The organism is Kingella kingae ATCC 23330 (assembly GCF_900111845.1).
GTDB classification, from domain to species: domain Bacteria; phylum Pseudomonadota; class Gammaproteobacteria; order Burkholderiales; family Neisseriaceae; genus Kingella; species Kingella kingae.
In genome coordinates, this window is record NZ_FOJK01000016.1 from 1 (window position 1) to 16,006 (window position 16,006).

Below are 16,006 nucleotides of genomic sequence, written 5' to 3' on the forward strand. Positions count from 1 at the left end.
GTAAGGCGAGCGTTTAGAAAAACGTGTTGTTTTTCTAAAAGTATGTTTTATCACAAGAAAGTTTTTGATTTAGCTTTCTTTGATATTCACTTTGGCATTGTTTAGTTTTACAGCACACTTTTCAGGACACCACCAAATAACTTTCATCTGCTTCTACTTCGCCATCAAACATTTCTAAATGTGGACTGTTTTGATAAATAAGTAAGCGTAAACGATGAAAATAATAGGCTGCGGTATTTTTATTAACACCTACTAACTCTGCTGCTGTTCTTGCAGTTACACCTGCAACAAATAGCTCAATGAGTTTGTTTTGTTTGTACTGACTTAGACGACTTTTTCGCATAGGGATAATTCTAACTTAATTTGAATTTCCCTAGTTATCTAGGACAGCCCTTTTTTATTTATCGCTGTCAATTGTGCATATTTTATATGCAAGCAGCCTGAAAAATCTTTTCAGGCTGCCCTATTTTTAAATTACGTAATTAATCTTTTCTTTTATAGCGGGTATCACGGTTGAAATCATATATTCTCAATACTTTCTACACCCAATCCACTTTCTTTCACTAGCGTTAAATAAGCAATCAAAAAACGATAGCGAACTTGTGCTAACTTTTGTTCTGCTTGGGCAACTTCTTGTCTAGCACGAATAACTTCTAAACGATTTCTCATACCATGCTGCTGTCCAGTCTCGGTAGATTTTAGTTTTAATCGGCTGCTTGCTAATACGCGTTCTTGCGCTAGAATTTGGTAATGGGTAGCATTTCCTTCTGTATGGGCTTGGCGAACTGCTAGTTTAATTTTACGTTCCATCTCAATTAATTGAGCATTTTCCGATTCATAGCGTGCACTATTTTCTCGGATTTTGCTGCTTAATTCGCCACCAGTATACAAAGGGAGGTTTAATTGTACAGAAACAACAGGCCCTTCACCGTGATAGCGATAATTACGGCTTTGGTTAGATGACTTTTGAGTGAGGCTTTGATAACCAACATTAGCTGTAACTGTTGGAAAACGGCTATTTTTAGCGACATTTATAGCCTCTTCCGCACTTCGCACAGTCAATAATTGCGTTTGATATTCAGGATTATTGAGAAGAGCCATTTGTTGCCATTCTGCCAAACTGTATTGCTGAAATTTTGGCAAATACTGCTCAATCAAATTTTGAGTGCGAACGGGTGAAATGGTTTTGCTATCTAAACCTGTGTAGTTATTTAATTGATTTTCTAAAACCTGTTTTTCTGCAATAGCGGCAATTTCTTGTGCCAACGCATTATCATAACCTGCTTGCGCTTCGTGAATGTCTAGTGCAACAGCTGCACCACGTTTAAACATTTCTTGTGCTTGTTTAACCTGTTGAGCATAAGCGGCTTTTTCAGAAGCGTGTGCTGAAACAGTATCTTTGCTTAGCAATAAATTAAAATAAGTTTCGCTTACTTTCAATAATAAATCTTCACTTTTAGCATTGAATCGTTGTTCAGCTGCTTGGCTGTTATATTTGCTTTGACGATATTGTGCCATTTTACTGGCATCAAATAATGTTTGACTCAGTTGTATATTCCAAGTTTTAGATTTTTTTGTGCTAGACACAGAAGGGGGCTGATGCTGATAATTAGCATTTGCTGCAATATGTGGCAAAAAAGCAGCTCTTGCTTGTTTACGTTGCTCCATACTGGCATCACGTTGAAATTGAGCTGATTGATAATCTGCTGAGTATTCCTTAGCTGCTGCCCACGCTTCTTGTAGTGTAAATGCATTGACAGATTGAGTACAAAATAGACTAAATATCAAATATAAAGGTGAAATTTTTTTCATATTGAGTTTGTTATTAATGGTATTAATATTTCAGGCAGCCTGAAAATAAATGGTTGAACACAAAATCACCATTTGCCCATTTTCGTAAAATGAAAATGGGCAAATGGTGCTATCGCATTATTTACACTGCGCTAGGTGCTAATACATTTTGCGGTGATTTGTGCGCAGGCTGCAAATAATTTGAAGCCGTTGCACCACGTGAACCAAATGAAGCCATAGATTCAATCAATTTATTCAATGTGCTCGCAAGATTACCAGAGTCAATAGATTTGCTCTTATTCTCTTGCGCTAATTGTTGCAATTGAGCGGAAGTAATGGTTCCAGTTTGCTTATCTTTTAGCAATTTATCAATTTGTTCTGACGTAATATAGTCACCGTTTTTACCGATGATTTGTTCGATTTTGTCATCAGTCGCATTGCCATGATAATTTGGTCGAGATAGTGTTTTATACCATTCAGCCATATTGATGCTGCCTGAACCATCATTGCGTTTAATCATGATACCTTGCGCAGTGCGCTCAATAGTCAATTCAGATAAATCTGCATCAGCAAACGCTAATTTATCACTACCATGTGAGTCATACAGCGTGTCATTGCCATCACCTTTACGAGAAATGTAGACATCATTGCCGTCCCCACCATTTATTACATCATTACCTTTACCGCCATCTAATAAGTCATCCCCGTTTCCGCCATATAAATGGTCATCACCATTACCACCAAATAAACGGTCATCGCCATCATTACCTTCCAGTGTATCGTTACCATCGCCACCATGGAAGATATCAGCAAATTTAGAACCTTTGAATGTATCACTAAATTGGCTACCTACAATCTCTTCTACTGATTTTAATGTATCAGTTGTTTGATAGCCATGTTCAGGACGTTTTAATTCAAAATCGCGATATTCCAGCGTTTCTGTACGTTTACCAACTTGTGTAGTTTGGCGTTTAATTACTTCGTGGTAGAACGACCCATTGTTAATCGAGCGGTTTACTGTGTAGCTGCCAGCTTCTGTAGCTTTAGTACCATCCACATTAACTTGCCCCAGACCACCATCTTTACTGTAAAACACGCGGTCGTGCCCAGTACCGCCGTCCACATTCATTTTACCTTGACCAGCAAAAATATCATCATTGCCCGAACCTGCATTCACATTCAAAGCAATTTCCTCTGTTTTACCGCTTAAACGTCCATCTTCATCATTAAAGGCAACATGTTGAATAACTTTTGAGAAATCCAAACGTGAATTAGCTTCACCATCTTTAACTGTCCACGATTTCACGCGGTTAAATTTTAATTGATTGATGTAAGAATATTTACCATTTTGAACACGCTCACGAGTTTCAGTACCCGCTGTCAGTAATGGTGATGTGAAATGCAAAGCTTGTGTTTTTTTACCATTAGCATTGCTAATATCAACCACACCTGTTCTCGTGTCCACAGTAACATTTGAAGCACCATCTAATTTTTTGCCATCTTCAAATGCATCAGCATAAGCTTTACCACTGCTTATACGGTCGCCCAATTTGGTGATACCAGCTAATTCGCCAATATTTGCATCCCAACGTTGTTGCGTAATCGCAATAACACGTTCAGCCTGCAATTCTTTATTCAATTCAGACAGCAATTTTAAATTGCGTTCTAAATAATGCGCGTGACGGGCATCATATCCATTTTCAAAATAGTTTTTACCACCATTTTCTTTTTCCCAAGCCAAGATTTTGCTTTGTAAACGATTCGCAACGCTTTCAAACATTGCTTGTTTAGAAGCTTCCAAAATGCCTGAAATCAAACCTGTTACACCAGCAACCAACAAAGCAACAGGAGAACCTACAACTGAGCCTACTGCCGCAGCAGATACACCAGCAGATACTGCACCCAATGCTGTATTAATTGCAGTCAAAGAAGCTTCAATTGTACCAGCCCCGCGTTGGTATTCAGCTAATAGACTATCACCATCGTAACCAAATTTTTTGAATTGTTTAGCAAATTCATCAATTAGAGAAGCATTTTTAAATTTATCTGCGGCATTCATAAACGCCAACGGGCTGATTGCCAACATAATAGAAGCAGTAATCAGACTGGCAACCGCGCCTGTGGTTGATAAGCCCGCAGCAGCACGTTGTGCCAAAACATAAGATGAAATGGCTTTGGTAACATTACCAATTACTTGATTGCTTAATTCAAAGCCTGCTGCTACTTTTTTCTCAGTAGAGGCGTTTTTATCTGCCAAAGTAAAACCAGCTGAAATGCCTGACAACAAACCGCTAATCATTTCTAAGGCTAAATTTGCTTTGCCAAAATTAGGTAAGTTTTGCAATTTGTTGCCCAAACCTGATAAACCTTTGGTTTGAGAAATCGCAGCTCCCAATCTGCCCAACTGTTCAGAAAATGCTTCTATTGATTGAACGCTATTTGAAATGTTATTGACCAATTCATTAATCAAGTCAAGGCTTGCTTTTGCCAAGTCAGTTGCACTGGCATCACCTTGTTTTACCAGTGAATCCAAATCCATACCAGCCAAAGCAGTACCTAAGAAAGAACTTAAAGTAGATAAAATGTGATTGGTTTTGGTTAATTTAGAATCAATATTTGCTGAACTGCCTAGGCTTTTTGCTAATTTACTTGAAGAATATTTTTGCAAAAGTTCATCCAATTTTTTAGCAGAAACCGCTACACCAGTTTGAGTAAAGCTTAAAAGTTTTTCTACTGTATCAATTGATTTTTTAGCACTTTCAACATTGTTAGCATCTTCTTGTAATCGAGCAATCCCTAGTTCGTCTGCTGCTTTTATAAGTTCGTTCAGACTGCCTCCTTTTTCAATGTCATAATCTTTAGGGATGGTAAGATATAAAGATTTTGCACCTGCTACGGTTGCTTTACCTGCTGCTACTGTACCTGTTTTAGCTGCGTGTCCAGCTTTGTTCAAAGCTTGTACACCTGCTTGTGCGCCAGATTTTAATTTAGCTTTTGTTGTTGCTAAGTTCATAATTCACCTCAATTTTCAAATTTGAATAGACATTATTAAAATGGTTTCAGGCAGCCTGAAACCATTCAAGCTGTTCTATCCATTTGTTGTTAAAAAATTATTTTGATGTACTGATGATAAAATTATCCTGTTGAGATAATGCATTCATCAGCTCTTTTTGATACTGTTCAAAAGATTGCATAGCTAATTTTGCATCAACATTTCTCCCATAAAATTCAGAAATCTTCCCATTCGGCGAACCTGCGTCCACTCGAATAGCCCTAAACAAACCATCAGAAAATAACTTTCTCATATGTTTTGTTAAAAGATAACTATCGCCAAACGGTGCAATCCAATCGATAAACCAATATCGGTCGCCAGATTGCCAATCTTCCAATTTAAGAGAAGTAACATCATTGATGTATTTCACTTCCGTTTCTAAATTCAACCTTGCCCAACTGCAATAGGCAATAGGCATCCCATCTCGAACCAACAATACATACTGTTGCGTTTCAATAGCTGGAATAACATTGGTTGAAAAAAGCGATAAAGGCCAATTTTGGTGTAATTCTGAATTTGTCCATAACCACGCGATGCTGCCTAGTTCTGAAAATTTATCCATTTGTAGACTCCTAATACTATTTTTTGGTGGCGCCCTGAAAAGTGTGCTGTAAAAAAATAAGCAATAAAAAAGCAGCGAGAACAGAGTATATTTAGGTGTGTGAAAACAGAAATAACTCTAACTTGTTCTCGCTGCCAAGGACAAAATATAAAGAAAAATGGCTACTCTTGCAATCGTAAACAAAAATATTTTTGCAAAGATTTTTGTCGTAATTTTATTGGCGACCATAACCTTACCTATAAGGGTTGTCATTCCAAAGCTGATGAACAGGTTTGGAGAATGACCGTTAGAGGTTGTGGTATTCGCGATATTGCAGCAATTACGGGTTACAGCAAAGACAAAGTTCAGGCTGCTTTAAAACGCCATGAGTTTGAGCCATTTCCTAAACAAAAACATTACTCTACACTTGAAATAGACGAGTTTTGGACATTTGTCGGTAACAAGTCTAATAAAGTGTGGCTAGTCTATGCCTATCACAGAGAAAGTGGCGAAATTGTCGCTTACGTTTGGGGTAAACGCGATTTAGCAACAGCGCGAGCACTCAAACGGCGTTTGAAAGAGTTGCGTGTAACCTATGACAGAATTGCGACCGATGACTGGGCTGCATTTTTAAATGTCTTTTCAAATGAAGAATGGCATCTAGTTGGTAAGCAACACACAGTTGGCATTGAGGGTAATAATTGTCGTTTACGGCACAAAGTAAGGCAAGCGTTTAGAAAAACGTGTTGCTTTTCTAACAGTATGTTTTATCACAAGAAAGTTTTTGATTTAGCTTTCTTTGATATTCACTTTGGCATTGTTTAGTTTTGCAGCACACTTTTCAGGACACCACCTCTAAATTTAATCCACTATATTTTCACGCAGCCTGAAAACGTGAGCAAATCTCAATCAACGCTTCTCCATACTTCCCAATTTTCTCATTGTCCAAACCATGCACATGATGCAGCGCGTCCATATTTTCAGGCAGCTTATTCGCAATCGCGCGCAAAGTCGGCTTACTCAACACGCGAAATTCCGCCACATCTTCCGCTTGCGCTGTTGCCGCGCACCACGATTGCAATTCGCGCAACAACAAGCGTTTACGCGCCAAATCATCGTTCAGGCTACCTGAAAACGGCGCACACACGCGCAAAATTTCATCGCCAAATTTGCCAATTCGCACATCGCCCAAACCGTAAATCATTTGCAAATCAATCGGTTCACTCGGCAACAATCGCGCCAAATCCGCCAACGAATCATCAGAAATCACGCTGTGCAACGTGCCATTTTGCGCCGCCGCCGTTTCCGCTCGCCAAGCCGTCAGCGCGTTAAACGCCGCTTGTTGTGCTGGTGTGTCATCATTTGAATTTTCTGCTAAATCATTTTGCAGGCTGCTGCCAGTTTTGTCCAAATCTCCGATTTGGGAACAAAACGGTACGCCGTTATTCGGCGCAGAAACAGGATTTTCGCCCGACAAATGCTGTTCCACAATTTCCAAAATCTCATCGCCAAACTGCTTAATTTTTGCTTCGCCCAAACCATACACCTGCGCCAAATCCGCCAAATTTTCAGGCAGCCGCTCCACTACATCGCGCAAAGTCTTGTCGCCGCAAATCACATACGCAGGCACATCGTCCAATTTTGCCTTATCCAACCGCCACTTACGCAACGCTTGCCACAAACGCTCTTCGCGTTCCGTCCGCAACCAAGTGTCCGTTTTCGCCACTTTGGTCGCCGCTTTTTCGCGTTTGAGTGGGCGCAACATCACGGTTTCTTCGCCACGCAAAACAGGTTTGGCGGCTGGCGTTAAAATCAACGCCTGATAATTGTGCATATCATTGTTTAATAAGCCTAAACCGATACATTGTCGCACCACATTTCGCCAATCTTTATCGCTCAAATTCGCGCCAATGCCAAACGTGGACAATTTATCATGCCCCATTCGCACAATCCAATCCGTTGATTTTCCACGCAAAACTTCAATCACATAACCAGCCGCAAATTTCTGCCCCACACGATACACGCAACTCAACAATTTTTGCACCAATTCCGTGCCGTCAAAACGCACAGGCGGATGCAGACAATTATCGCAATTCCCACACGGCTCGCTGTTTTCACCAAAATGCCGCAACAAAAGCTGACGGCGACAAGCTGCCGTTTCGCATACGTCAAACATCGCGTTCAATTTTTGCAATTCAACTTGTTTTTGAAAATCAGATGCTTGGCTTTCCTGAATGCGTTCTTTCAGCAAAACCAGCGTATTCATGCCATAACACAGCCAACTCACGGCAGGCAGCCCATCACGCCCAGCGCGTCCGCTTTCTTGATAGAAATGTTCAATGCTCTGCGGCATATCTAAATGCGCGACAAAACGCACATCAGGTTTATCAATCCCCATACCAAACGCCACCGTTGCCACCACAATAATATTGTCTTCATGCGTGAAACGATGTTGATTTTGTTGGCGATTTTCCAAACTCATGCCAGCGTGATACGGCACGGCATTCAAACCGTTTTCACACAAAAACGCGGCAACATCTTCCACATTTTTGCGGCTCAAACAGTAAACAATGCCGCTTTGTCCGTGCATTTGCCGCTTGATAAAGTCCAATAATTGCTTTTTACCATTGTTTTTTTCAATCACTTGGTAATAAATATTCGGGCGGTCAAAACTGGAAACGAACTCGGCAGCCTTTTCCAATTTCAAATAATGTTTCATATCGGCACGCGTTTCTGCGTCTGCTGTGGCGGTTAGGGCGATGCGCGGCACGTTGGGATAGCGGTCGGCGAGTAAGCCAAGTTGTTGATATTCGGGGCGGAAATCGTGTCCCCATTGGCTGACACAATGCGCTTCATCAATCGCAAACAGGCTCACGTTCGTGTTGTCCATAAATCGCAAAAATCGTTCCGAAACAAGGCGTTCAGGTGCAACGTACAATAATTTCAGGCTGCCTGAATGAATATCATCTGCCAACTGGCGCACGATTTCGGGCGGTGTGCCGCTATGCACCGCCGCCGCGTGAACGCCTGCTGCGCGTAAATTCGCCACTTGGTCGTCCATCAGCGCGATGAGTGGGGAAACGACAATCGCCACGCCATCGCGAAGCAGCGCAGGGATTTGATAACACAGCGATTTTCCGCCGCCTGTGGGCATGAGTACGAGTGCGTTTTCGCCACGCGCTACGGTGTCCACGATTTCGCCTTGTCGTCCGCGAAAGTCGGGGTAGCCGAATGTGTTGTGTAGGATTTGTTGGGCGGTTGGTTTCATGTGCAGGCTGCTTTGAGATGGAAATGGCGTGAATTTTATCATGCGGATAACCACAAAATCATTTGACAAGCGTTTTTAGCCACCACACAATCCGCCCCAGCATTCAGAGTTGGACGTTCCCATGCCAACCTGCCGCGATGTGCGCGGTAAGGTGGATAACCGCTAAACGGTTGATGTGGCTTGCAAAAGCAATATCGGAAACGCCCACAGCTTTGAATGTGGGCTTTTTTATTTTCGGGGGATTTATAGTGAATTAAATTTAGATTAGTACAGCGTTGCCAACTCCCTTATGTACTAGCTGTACACGGCGGTCGTTGTCGCCTTGTCCTAATCTAAATTTAATCCACTATGTTTATTTACTCAAAATGCAGGCTGCTTTTGCTTATGTTTACGTGCTCATCACGCTGGCAATCGCGTTGGCAACGTAATCCACATTGCGCTGATTCAATCCAGCCACGCACAAACGCCCCGATTGCAGCAAATACACGGCAAATTCGTCTTGCAGGCGTTGTACTTGTTCGGCGGTTAAGCCTGTGTAGCTAAACATACCGCGCTGGGTAATGTAGTGCGAAAAATCGTGTTGTGGCAAGCGTTGGCACAAGGCATCATGCAGTTGTTGGCGCATGGCTTTGATGCGGTCGCGCATTTCATAGACTTCGTTTTGCCATTGTTGGCGCAGGCTGCTTTGCGTCAAAACACGCGCGGCAATGTCGGCACCGTGTACAGGTGGGCTGGAATAAATGCGGCGCACACCAAATTTAAGTTGTCCTAAAACCAGTTGCGCTTGTTCGCTGCTGGGACAAATCGCTGCCAAAATGCCAACGCGCTCGCCATACAGCGACATATTTTTGGAATACGAGCTGCTCACAAAAAAGCTAATGCCCATGTCGGCGGCGCGGCGAATGGCATAGGCATCGCGGTCAAAATCGTCGCCAAAACCTTGATAGGCAATGTCCATTAGCGCGATGAGTTGGCGTTGTTGCACAATCATTAGGATTTCGTCCCATTGTTCGGGCTGCAAATCGATGCCTGTTGGGTTGTGGCAGCAAGGGTGCAGCAACACGACATCGCCTGCATTGAGCGTTTGAAAAAAGGCTTTCATTTCGGCAAAACGCACGCTAATGGTTTGAGGGTCGTAATACGGATAAGTGCCGACTTCTACGCCTGCGCCTTCAAAAATGCCGCGATGGTTGTCCCACGTTGGGTCGCTCACATAGGCTTTGGCTTGCGGATACCAGCGATGAATAAAATCGGCAGCGAGTTTGAGTGCACCCGAACCGCCCAGCGTTTGCACGGCAATGGCACGATTTTGTTGCAAAACGGTGTGTGTGTCGCCCAAAATCACTTGCAAGGCGGCAGCGCGAAAAGCGGCGTGTCCGTAATCGCATTGCGCTTGCCACATCGGTTTGCGGCAAATCACGTCCAACATCGGCGACAAAATGCCGTCTGGGAACACGGTGTCTGCCAACGCAATGTGCGCTTTCAACACCAAAGTAAAATCGCGTTTTTGCGCCGCAGTCGGTTCGCCAACGGGGACAACGCGCGTGATGTCGGTTGTGCCTGTTTGATATTGTCCGCCCGAATCAATCAACAATAAACCTTGTCCGCCAATGTGCAGGCTGCCTTCGTCTGGGGCGCGATAATGCGGCATTGCGCCATTGGCATTGAAGCCTGCAATCGTGTCAAAACTGGGCGAAATAAACTGTTCGCGCTGGCTGCGATGATGATAAAGCATGGTGTCAATATCGCGCTCGGTAAACACATCGCCTTGTGCCAATTTTTGTTCAAACTCGGCAAAAAAGCCGCACAGCGCAATGCCGTCTTGCAACATAGCGGCGCGAATATGGGTGATTTCGGCTGCCGATTTGCAACTTTTGAACAAGGTGCTGGGCAAAATGTCTTCCAACAAAACGACATCGGGCGACAAATGCGACAGCAGCGATAAAGCGGTTTTGGCTGGTTCAACCAGCAGGCTGCCCGATAGCTTGCCAATGGCTTGACTGGCGTGTTCGTATGGGGCGATTTGAATTTGCGCGGCGTTCAAAGCAGCCTGCACTTGGGGCGTGATTTTGTTTTTGTCCACAAACAGCGTGGTTTGGTTGGATTCAATCAACAAATGCGCCAAGAAAACGGGGTTAAATTCCACATCGCTGCCACGCAAATTGGTCAGCCACGCGATGTCGTCCAACGAAGAAATGAGATGCGAATCGGCGTGTTTTTCGCGCATAACTTGGCGCACGCGAGCTAATTTGTCGCTGGCAGATTCGGGCGTGAACGCTGGGTCGTGTACAAAAATCGGTGCGCTAGGCAGGGCTGGGCGGCTGTGCCAAATGCTTGCCACGCAGTCAAAATCGTGGTGCAGCGTGATGTTTTTGCTACTCAAAGCAGCCTGCATATTTCGTTGCTCTGCCAAAGAAAACATATCGCCAGCCACACCAATTTTGCCGTTTTCTCGGATATGGTCTGCCAGCCATTGCGTTACGTCGCCATCAACGCCCAATTTGCCCAAGCTGATGCCACTGTTGGCAAGTTGCACGGCGGCTTGTTCCCAGTAGCGGCTGTCTGCCCACAAGATGGCGGTATCGTGCGTTACCAGCAACGTGCCTGCCGAGCCTGTAAAGCCCGATAGCCACACGCGGCTTTGCCAATGTTCGGGCAAGTATTCGGATAAATGCGGGTCGGCGGTGGTGGCAATCCATGCGTCTAGTTGGTGTTCGCGCATGACTTGGCGCAAGGCGGAGAGTTTTTCTGGGACGGTTTGCATGATGGTCTTTCTGTATGAATTAAAGCAATACAAAGATTGAAAAACCCACATTCTAGCATTCCAAACCCACTTGGCAAACATGATAAAATCGCGCCATTTTGAATCACACAAGGCACACCCATGGCACATTACGCAATCGGCGATTTACAAGGCTGCTATACCGAACTTTCCGCGCTGCTAGACACGCTGCAATTCAATCACGGCACCGACACGCTGTGGCTGGTGGGCGATGTTGTGAACCGCGGGCCGCAATCGCTAGAATGCTTGCAATTTTGTTGGCAACACGAAAGCAGCGTCCAAATGGTGCTGGGCAACCACGATTTACACCTGCTGGCGTTGTTATACGAACAAGGCAAACTCAAAAAAGGCGACACGCTAGACGCGATTTTGCAGCACAAACACCCCAAAAAAATCCGCGATTGGTTGCGCCAACAGCCGCTCATGCGCCACAACGACACCCACGTTTTGGTACACGCAGGCTTGTTGCCCGAATGGTCGGTGGCACAAGCGCAAGATTTGGCTGATGAAGTGGCACACGAAATTTCACATCAACACGCCAAACGCTTTTTTGAGCAGATGTATGGCAACCAGCCCGAATTTTGGTCGCCCAAATTACACGGACAAGACCGCTTGCGCTACATCACCAACGTGATGACACGAATGCGAACGCTGAATGCAGACGGCAGCCTAAATCACGCCTACAAAGCAACTTATGCCAGCATTGCGCCCGAGCAACACGCATGGTTTGACGCGCCCAATCGCCAGCACACCAGCCACACGATTGTGTTTGGGCATTGGTCGGCATTGGGGCTATGGCATCAAAATCGCGTGTTGGGGTTGGATACGGGCGCGTTGTGGGGCGGACAGCTCACCGCGGCAAATTTGGCAACTGGCGAGATTATTCAGCAAGAGAGTTTTCAGGATAAGCGGTTTTGAATCGGCAAAATACATAAAAAGCAGCCTGCACTTTTTATCAACAAAAAAGTGCAGGCTGCTTTTGCTATTCTATTTTTGATTGGTCTCAGTAAATCGATTGAGTGTAATTTAATCTGCTGATTGGATTAACCAATACTTAAACCGCAAGCGGATAATACCAATACCGCAGCAGCTACAATCATTTTGGTCATTATTTTCATAATCGCTTCCTTATATCAAATTATTTAGTGGGTTGAAGAACTTGTTCGCCTTGAGCATTAGGTGCTTGCATGGCTGGTTGTTGAGCAGGTTGGCTGTTTACTACAACTGGCGCAGGTGCAACAACTACTGGGCGTTTATTTGTACCTAATTTCAAATAGCAGCCAGACAGCGAGCCTGCTATCGTGGTACAAATGACCATTTTTGTAATCCATGTAAATTTATTGTTTTTAAACATCATTAAATCCTTTAAAATCGGTTAAAATTTTAGCTTATTGCTATTTTTGTGATTAGCAACAGCAATCCTTTAAATATAAAACGATTTTTTGCGATTAACCAGCAACAAATTGTCCCATTAACTTACCCAAAAAGTACCGATAAAATATGCAACTAACCGATAAATTGAGAACGCTGCGTGAACTGAATGAATTTTCACAAGAAGAAATGGCAGCAAAATTAGGCATGTCTACCAATGGTTATGCCAAAATCGAGCGAGGTGTGCGCCGTTTGGATATTCCAAAATTGGAGCAGATTGCAGAAGTATTGGCATGGATTTATTGGCGTTAATTAATTTTGATGCAGAACGTGCAGTTAATTTGATTTCTGAAAATAAACAAAGCATTATTTACCAAATTAATAAAGATAGCCCGCAGCATACTTATTTTGGTACAAATGAACTGGAACATGAAATTGAAAAGCTAAACCTGACGATTTCGCATAAAGATGACTTGCTTGAACAAAAAGAACGTGAAATTCAGTTGCTGCAAGATTTAGTTAATGCATTGCAAAATAAATAATCTTTTATAGATTACACGTAATCAATAGTTAAAAAAGCAGCCTGCACTTTGAATTAACCCAAAGTGCAGGCTGCTTTGTTATTCACACCACCACATTCTGCGGTTTACTCGCCACAAACGCATGAATATTGTCTTCCAAAATGCGCGTCATATTGTCCAACGCTTCTTCGCTTGCCCACGCCATGTGCGGTGTAACAATCAAATTCGGCAATTTTGCCAACAGCGGATTGCCGTCTTTGGGCGGTTCGGTTGTCAGCACATCAAAGCCTGCGCCACCCAGTTGTCCGTATTTGAGTGCCGCCAACGCCGCTTGCTCGTCCACCAAACCGCCACGTCCTACGTTGATTAAAATCGCCTGCGGTTTCATCGTTTGCAATTCCGCTTCGCCAATCATGTGGCGCGTCTGCTCGCTCAACGGACAATGCAGCGAAATCACGTCTGCCATTTGTACGGCTTGATTGAATTCGGTGTAGCCATCGCGTACCGTTGTTGCGTTTTTGTGTTCGCCCCAAACCACATTCATGCCCAACACGGTGGCGATTTCGCCCAAGCGTTTGCCAATGTTGCCTCGTCCAAAAATCGTTAGCGTTTTGCCGTTTAGATTGCGAATCGGTGCGCCATAGTGGCAGAAAAACGGTGCTTTTTCCCACACACCAGCCGACACATCGCGCATATAGGCTGGCAGGTTTCGCATCAGCGCGAACATAAACATCAACGCGTGTTCGGCAACGCTGTCATTGCCATAAGCGCGGACGTTACAAATGGTTACGCCATGACGTTTGGCGGCTTCTAAATCTACATTATTGTAGCCCGTCGCCGCCAGCGTAACCATTTTAATGCGCGGATTGGCAGCTAATAATTCTTCGGTAATCAAGACTTTATTGGTGATGACGATGTCGGCATCGCGCGTGCGCTCCAATGCTTCTTCGGCGGTGGATAGCGAATATTCGGTGTATTGACAATCAAAGTTGAATTGGAACGGACGAGATTGCAGCGTGTCGCGGTCTAAAAAAACGATGTTCATGATGTAGTCCTTTGTAGTGGCGTAGAAAGTTAAAGATTGTAAACAAAGTGCAGGCTGCTTTGCAATGCCTTTTGTGTTACCCTTGCATTTTTCAACCGCTATTGGAGCAAAACATGAGCTTGATTATTGAAGACGTGCAAGAAGGCACAGGCAAAATCGCCGAAAAAGGCAAAGACATCACGGTGCATTACACAGGCTATTTGACGGACGGCACAAAGTTTGACAGCAGCCTAGACCGCCGCCAACCTTTGACGATTACGTTGGGCGTGGGTCAAGTGATTCGCGGCTGGGACGAGGGTTTTGGTGGCATGAAAGAAGGCGGCAAACGCAAATTGACGATTCCGCCTGAAATGGGCTACGGCTCACGCGCGGTAGGCGGTGTGATTCCTGCGAATTCGACGTTGATTTTTGAAGTGGAATTGTTGCGTGTGCATGATTGATATTTGATAGGTGAATTAAAATGCAGGCTGCTTTTGAAGTTATCCAAAAGCAGCCTGCACTTTTTATACCCAACCAATCAACCCATCACAAACGCATCGGCATCGCCACATATTTAAAATTAGGCTGTTCTGGCAAAGTAAACAAAGTCGATTGCGTGGCGGTGCCAAACGCGATTTGCACATCTTCATCACTCAATGCGCGGAGCATATCCAGCAAGAAGCTAATGTTGAAGCTCGTTTCCAAGCTCTCGCCTTGATACGCCAATTCCAATTCTTCTACCGCTTCTTCTTGCTCGTTATTGGTACACGACACGCGCAGGCTGCCTGCCGACAGTTGCAAACGCACGCCGCGGAATTTTTCGTTTGCCAAAATAGACGAACGCTCCAACGCGCCCAACAACGCCAAGCGGTTTAGTACCACAATGCGGTTATTGTCCATTGGAATCACGCGGTTGTAGTCGGGGAATTTGCCGTCAATGACTTTGCTGACCACAACCGTGTCGTTGCAACGCAGGCGCACTTGCTTGTCCAGCAATTCAATCACCGCATTTTCTTTGGGTTGATTGAGCAGCTTGTTCCATTCCAGTACCGTTTTGCGCGGCAAAATCACGTCTTGTTTGGGCAAATCGGTGTCGATGGTGGTGGACGCAAACGCCAAACGGTGTCCATCAGTGGCAACCAAACGCAGTTGATTGCCTTCCACTTGCAACAATAAGCCATTCAAATAAAAACGAATATCTTGCACCGCCATGCTGTATTGCACTTGGGAAATCATGTGTTTGAGCGTTTCTTGTGGCAAGGCAAACGCAGCGGTCGTGGTGTCGCCCACGTTCATGGTAGGGAAGTCTTCCGCAGGCAAGGTTTGCAAATTAAAACGCGATTTGCCCGATTTGAGCGTTAGGCGATGGTCTGCCCAATCCAGTTGCACGTTGGCACTATCGGGCAAGGCTTTTAAGATGTCTTGCAGTTTTTTGGCATTGGTGGTCAAGCGGAAATCGCCGTGTTCGCTTTCTGCGCCTTGTGTGTGGATTTGAATTTCCAAATCGGTTGCCAACACGCGAATCTTGCCTGCGTGGCTTTCCAGCAACACATTCGCCAAAATCGGCAGCGTGTGTTTGCGCTCCACAATGCCTGTTACGGCTTGAATCGGTTTGAGCAAATTGTCGCGTTGGGTTTCTAGGATAAGCATGATAGT

General features: G+C 44.4%; 12 protein-coding genes and 4 pseudogenes. 6 read left to right on the forward strand and 10 right to left on the reverse strand.

The window, feature by feature from the left end; translation table 11 throughout:
- A pseudogene (locus tag BQ5809_RS11260) lies at window positions 1–105 on the forward strand (IS1 family transposase); the annotation flags it as partial.
- 31 nt (window positions 106–136) lie between these two features.
- Here the strand turns inward: BQ5809_RS11260 and BQ5809_RS04860 are convergent.
- From BQ5809_RS04860 to BQ5809_RS04875, 4 genes and pseudogenes are all read right to left on the reverse strand, one after another.
- Window positions 137–343: pseudogene (locus BQ5809_RS04860) on the reverse strand (IS1595 family transposase); the annotation flags it as partial.
- A gap of 176 nt (window positions 344–519) precedes the next feature.
- Window positions 520–1,812: a TolC family protein gene (locus BQ5809_RS04865; protein ID WP_003788407.1), complete on the reverse strand. Its 1,293-nt coding sequence runs from the start codon at window positions 1,810–1,812 to the stop codon at window positions 520–522.
- Between the two features lie 121 nt (window positions 1,813–1,933).
- Window positions 1,934–4,804, reverse strand: a complete 2,871-nt coding sequence (rtxA, locus tag BQ5809_RS04870) for a hemolysin RtxA (RefSeq protein WP_003788410.1) — start codon at window positions 4,802–4,804, stop codon at window positions 1,934–1,936.
- Window positions 4,805–4,901: 97 nt separating this feature from the next.
- Complete coding sequence (locus tag BQ5809_RS04875; RefSeq protein WP_026036190.1) at window positions 4,902–5,405, reverse strand: toxin-activating lysine-acyltransferase; 504 nt, start codon at window positions 5,403–5,405, stop codon at window positions 4,902–4,904.
- A 99-nt stretch (window positions 5,406–5,504) separates the two neighbouring features.
- On the opposite strand from BQ5809_RS04875, the gene BQ5809_RS04880 reads away from it, so the two are divergent.
- Entirely contained in the window at window positions 5,505–6,209 is a 705-nt protein-coding gene (locus tag BQ5809_RS04880) for an IS1 family transposase (RefSeq protein WP_071461623.1), read from the forward strand.
- Between the two features lie 52 nt (window positions 6,210–6,261).
- Here the strand turns inward: BQ5809_RS04880 and recQ are convergent, their stop codons facing one another.
- From recQ to BQ5809_RS11545, 3 genes and pseudogenes are all read right to left on the reverse strand, one after another.
- On the reverse strand, window positions 6,262–8,658 hold the full coding sequence (gene recQ / locus BQ5809_RS04885) for a DNA helicase RecQ (RefSeq protein WP_231954176.1): 2,397 nt from the start codon (window positions 8,656–8,658) through the stop codon (window positions 6,262–6,264).
- Between the two features lie 382 nt (window positions 8,659–9,040).
- A pseudogene (locus BQ5809_RS11125) lies at window positions 9,041–10,030 on the reverse strand (amino acid aminotransferase); the annotation flags it as partial.
- A pseudogene (locus tag BQ5809_RS11545) lies at window positions 10,025–11,416 on the reverse strand (aminopeptidase P family N-terminal domain-containing protein); the annotation flags it as partial. The pseudogenes BQ5809_RS11125 and BQ5809_RS11545, both read right to left, overlap by 6 nt.
- Before the next feature lie 120 nt (window positions 11,417–11,536).
- On the opposite strand from BQ5809_RS11545, the gene BQ5809_RS04895 reads away from it, so the two are divergent.
- On the forward strand, window positions 11,537–12,352 hold the full coding sequence (locus tag BQ5809_RS04895; protein WP_003788423.1) for a symmetrical bis(5'-nucleosyl)-tetraphosphatase: 816 nt from the start codon (window positions 11,537–11,539) through the stop codon (window positions 12,350–12,352).
- 220 nt (window positions 12,353–12,572) lie between these two features.
- Here BQ5809_RS04895 and BQ5809_RS04900 read toward each other — a convergent pair whose 3' ends face one another.
- Window positions 12,573–12,752: a hypothetical protein gene (locus BQ5809_RS04900; protein WP_223877623.1), complete on the reverse strand. Its 180-nt coding sequence runs from the start codon at window positions 12,750–12,752 to the stop codon at window positions 12,573–12,575.
- Between the two features lie 182 nt (window positions 12,753–12,934).
- On the opposite strand from BQ5809_RS04900, the gene BQ5809_RS04905 reads away from it, so the two are divergent.
- Both BQ5809_RS04905 and BQ5809_RS04910 read left to right on the forward strand, forming a co-directional pair.
- On the forward strand, window positions 12,935–13,117 hold the full coding sequence (locus BQ5809_RS04905; RefSeq protein ID WP_003788428.1) for a helix-turn-helix domain-containing protein: 183 nt from the start codon (window positions 12,935–12,937) through the stop codon (window positions 13,115–13,117).
- Window positions 13,099–13,347, forward strand: coding sequence for a hypothetical protein (locus BQ5809_RS04910; RefSeq protein WP_003788430.1), 249 nt, complete (start codon window positions 13,099–13,101; stop codon window positions 13,345–13,347). The genes BQ5809_RS04905 and BQ5809_RS04910 overlap by 19 nt, the downstream gene beginning before the upstream one ends.
- 82 nt (window positions 13,348–13,429) lie before the next feature.
- Here BQ5809_RS04910 and BQ5809_RS04915 read toward each other — a convergent pair whose 3' ends face one another.
- Window positions 13,430–14,371, reverse strand: a complete 942-nt coding sequence (locus BQ5809_RS04915; protein ID WP_003788431.1) for a D-2-hydroxyacid dehydrogenase — start codon at window positions 14,369–14,371, stop codon at window positions 13,430–13,432.
- A 113-nt stretch (window positions 14,372–14,484) separates the two neighbouring features.
- On the opposite strand from BQ5809_RS04915, the gene BQ5809_RS04920 reads away from it, so the two are divergent.
- Window positions 14,485–14,811, forward strand: coding sequence for an FKBP-type peptidyl-prolyl cis-trans isomerase (locus tag BQ5809_RS04920; protein ID WP_019390222.1), 327 nt, complete (start codon window positions 14,485–14,487; stop codon window positions 14,809–14,811).
- An 85-nt stretch (window positions 14,812–14,896) separates the two neighbouring features.
- On the opposite strand, the gene dnaN is transcribed toward BQ5809_RS04920, so the two are convergent.
- Entirely contained in the window at window positions 14,897–16,000 is a 1,104-nt protein-coding gene (gene dnaN, locus BQ5809_RS04925; RefSeq protein ID WP_003788434.1) for a DNA polymerase III subunit beta, read from the reverse strand.
- Window positions 16,001–16,006: the final 6 nt, after the last annotated feature.

Excerpts from the sequence above, each read along its gene's own strand:
- BQ5809_RS04915 (WP_003788431.1), bottom strand. The coding sequence starts at position 14,371 with ATGAACATCGTTTTTTTAGACCGCGACACGCTGCAATCTCGTCCGTTC.
- BQ5809_RS04895 (WP_003788423.1), top strand. The coding sequence starts at position 11,537 with ATGGCACATTACGCAATCGGCGATTTACAAGGCTGCTATACCGAACTT.
- BQ5809_RS04875 (WP_026036190.1), bottom strand. The coding sequence starts at position 5,405 with ATGGATAAATTTTCAGAACTAGGCAGCATCGCGTGGTTATGGACAAAT.
- dnaN (WP_003788434.1), bottom strand. The coding sequence starts at position 16,000 with ATGCTTATCCTAGAAACCCAACGCGACAATTTGCTCAAACCGATTCAA.
- BQ5809_RS04910 (WP_003788430.1), top strand. The coding sequence starts at position 13,099 with ATGGATTTATTGGCGTTAATTAATTTTGATGCAGAACGTGCAGTTAAT.
- BQ5809_RS04900 (WP_223877623.1), bottom strand. The coding sequence starts at position 12,752 with ATGGTCATTTGTACCACGATAGCAGGCTCGCTGTCTGGCTGCTATTTG.
- BQ5809_RS04865 (WP_003788407.1), bottom strand. The coding sequence starts at position 1,812 with ATGAAAAAAATTTCACCTTTATATTTGATATTTAGTCTATTTTGTACT.
- BQ5809_RS04920 (WP_019390222.1), top strand. The coding sequence starts at position 14,485 with ATGAGCTTGATTATTGAAGACGTGCAAGAAGGCACAGGCAAAATCGCC.
- BQ5809_RS04905 (WP_003788428.1), top strand. The coding sequence starts at position 12,935 with ATGCAACTAACCGATAAATTGAGAACGCTGCGTGAACTGAATGAATTT.
- rtxA (WP_003788410.1), bottom strand. The coding sequence starts at position 4,804 with ATGAACTTAGCAACAACAAAAGCTAAATTAAAATCTGGCGCACAAGCA.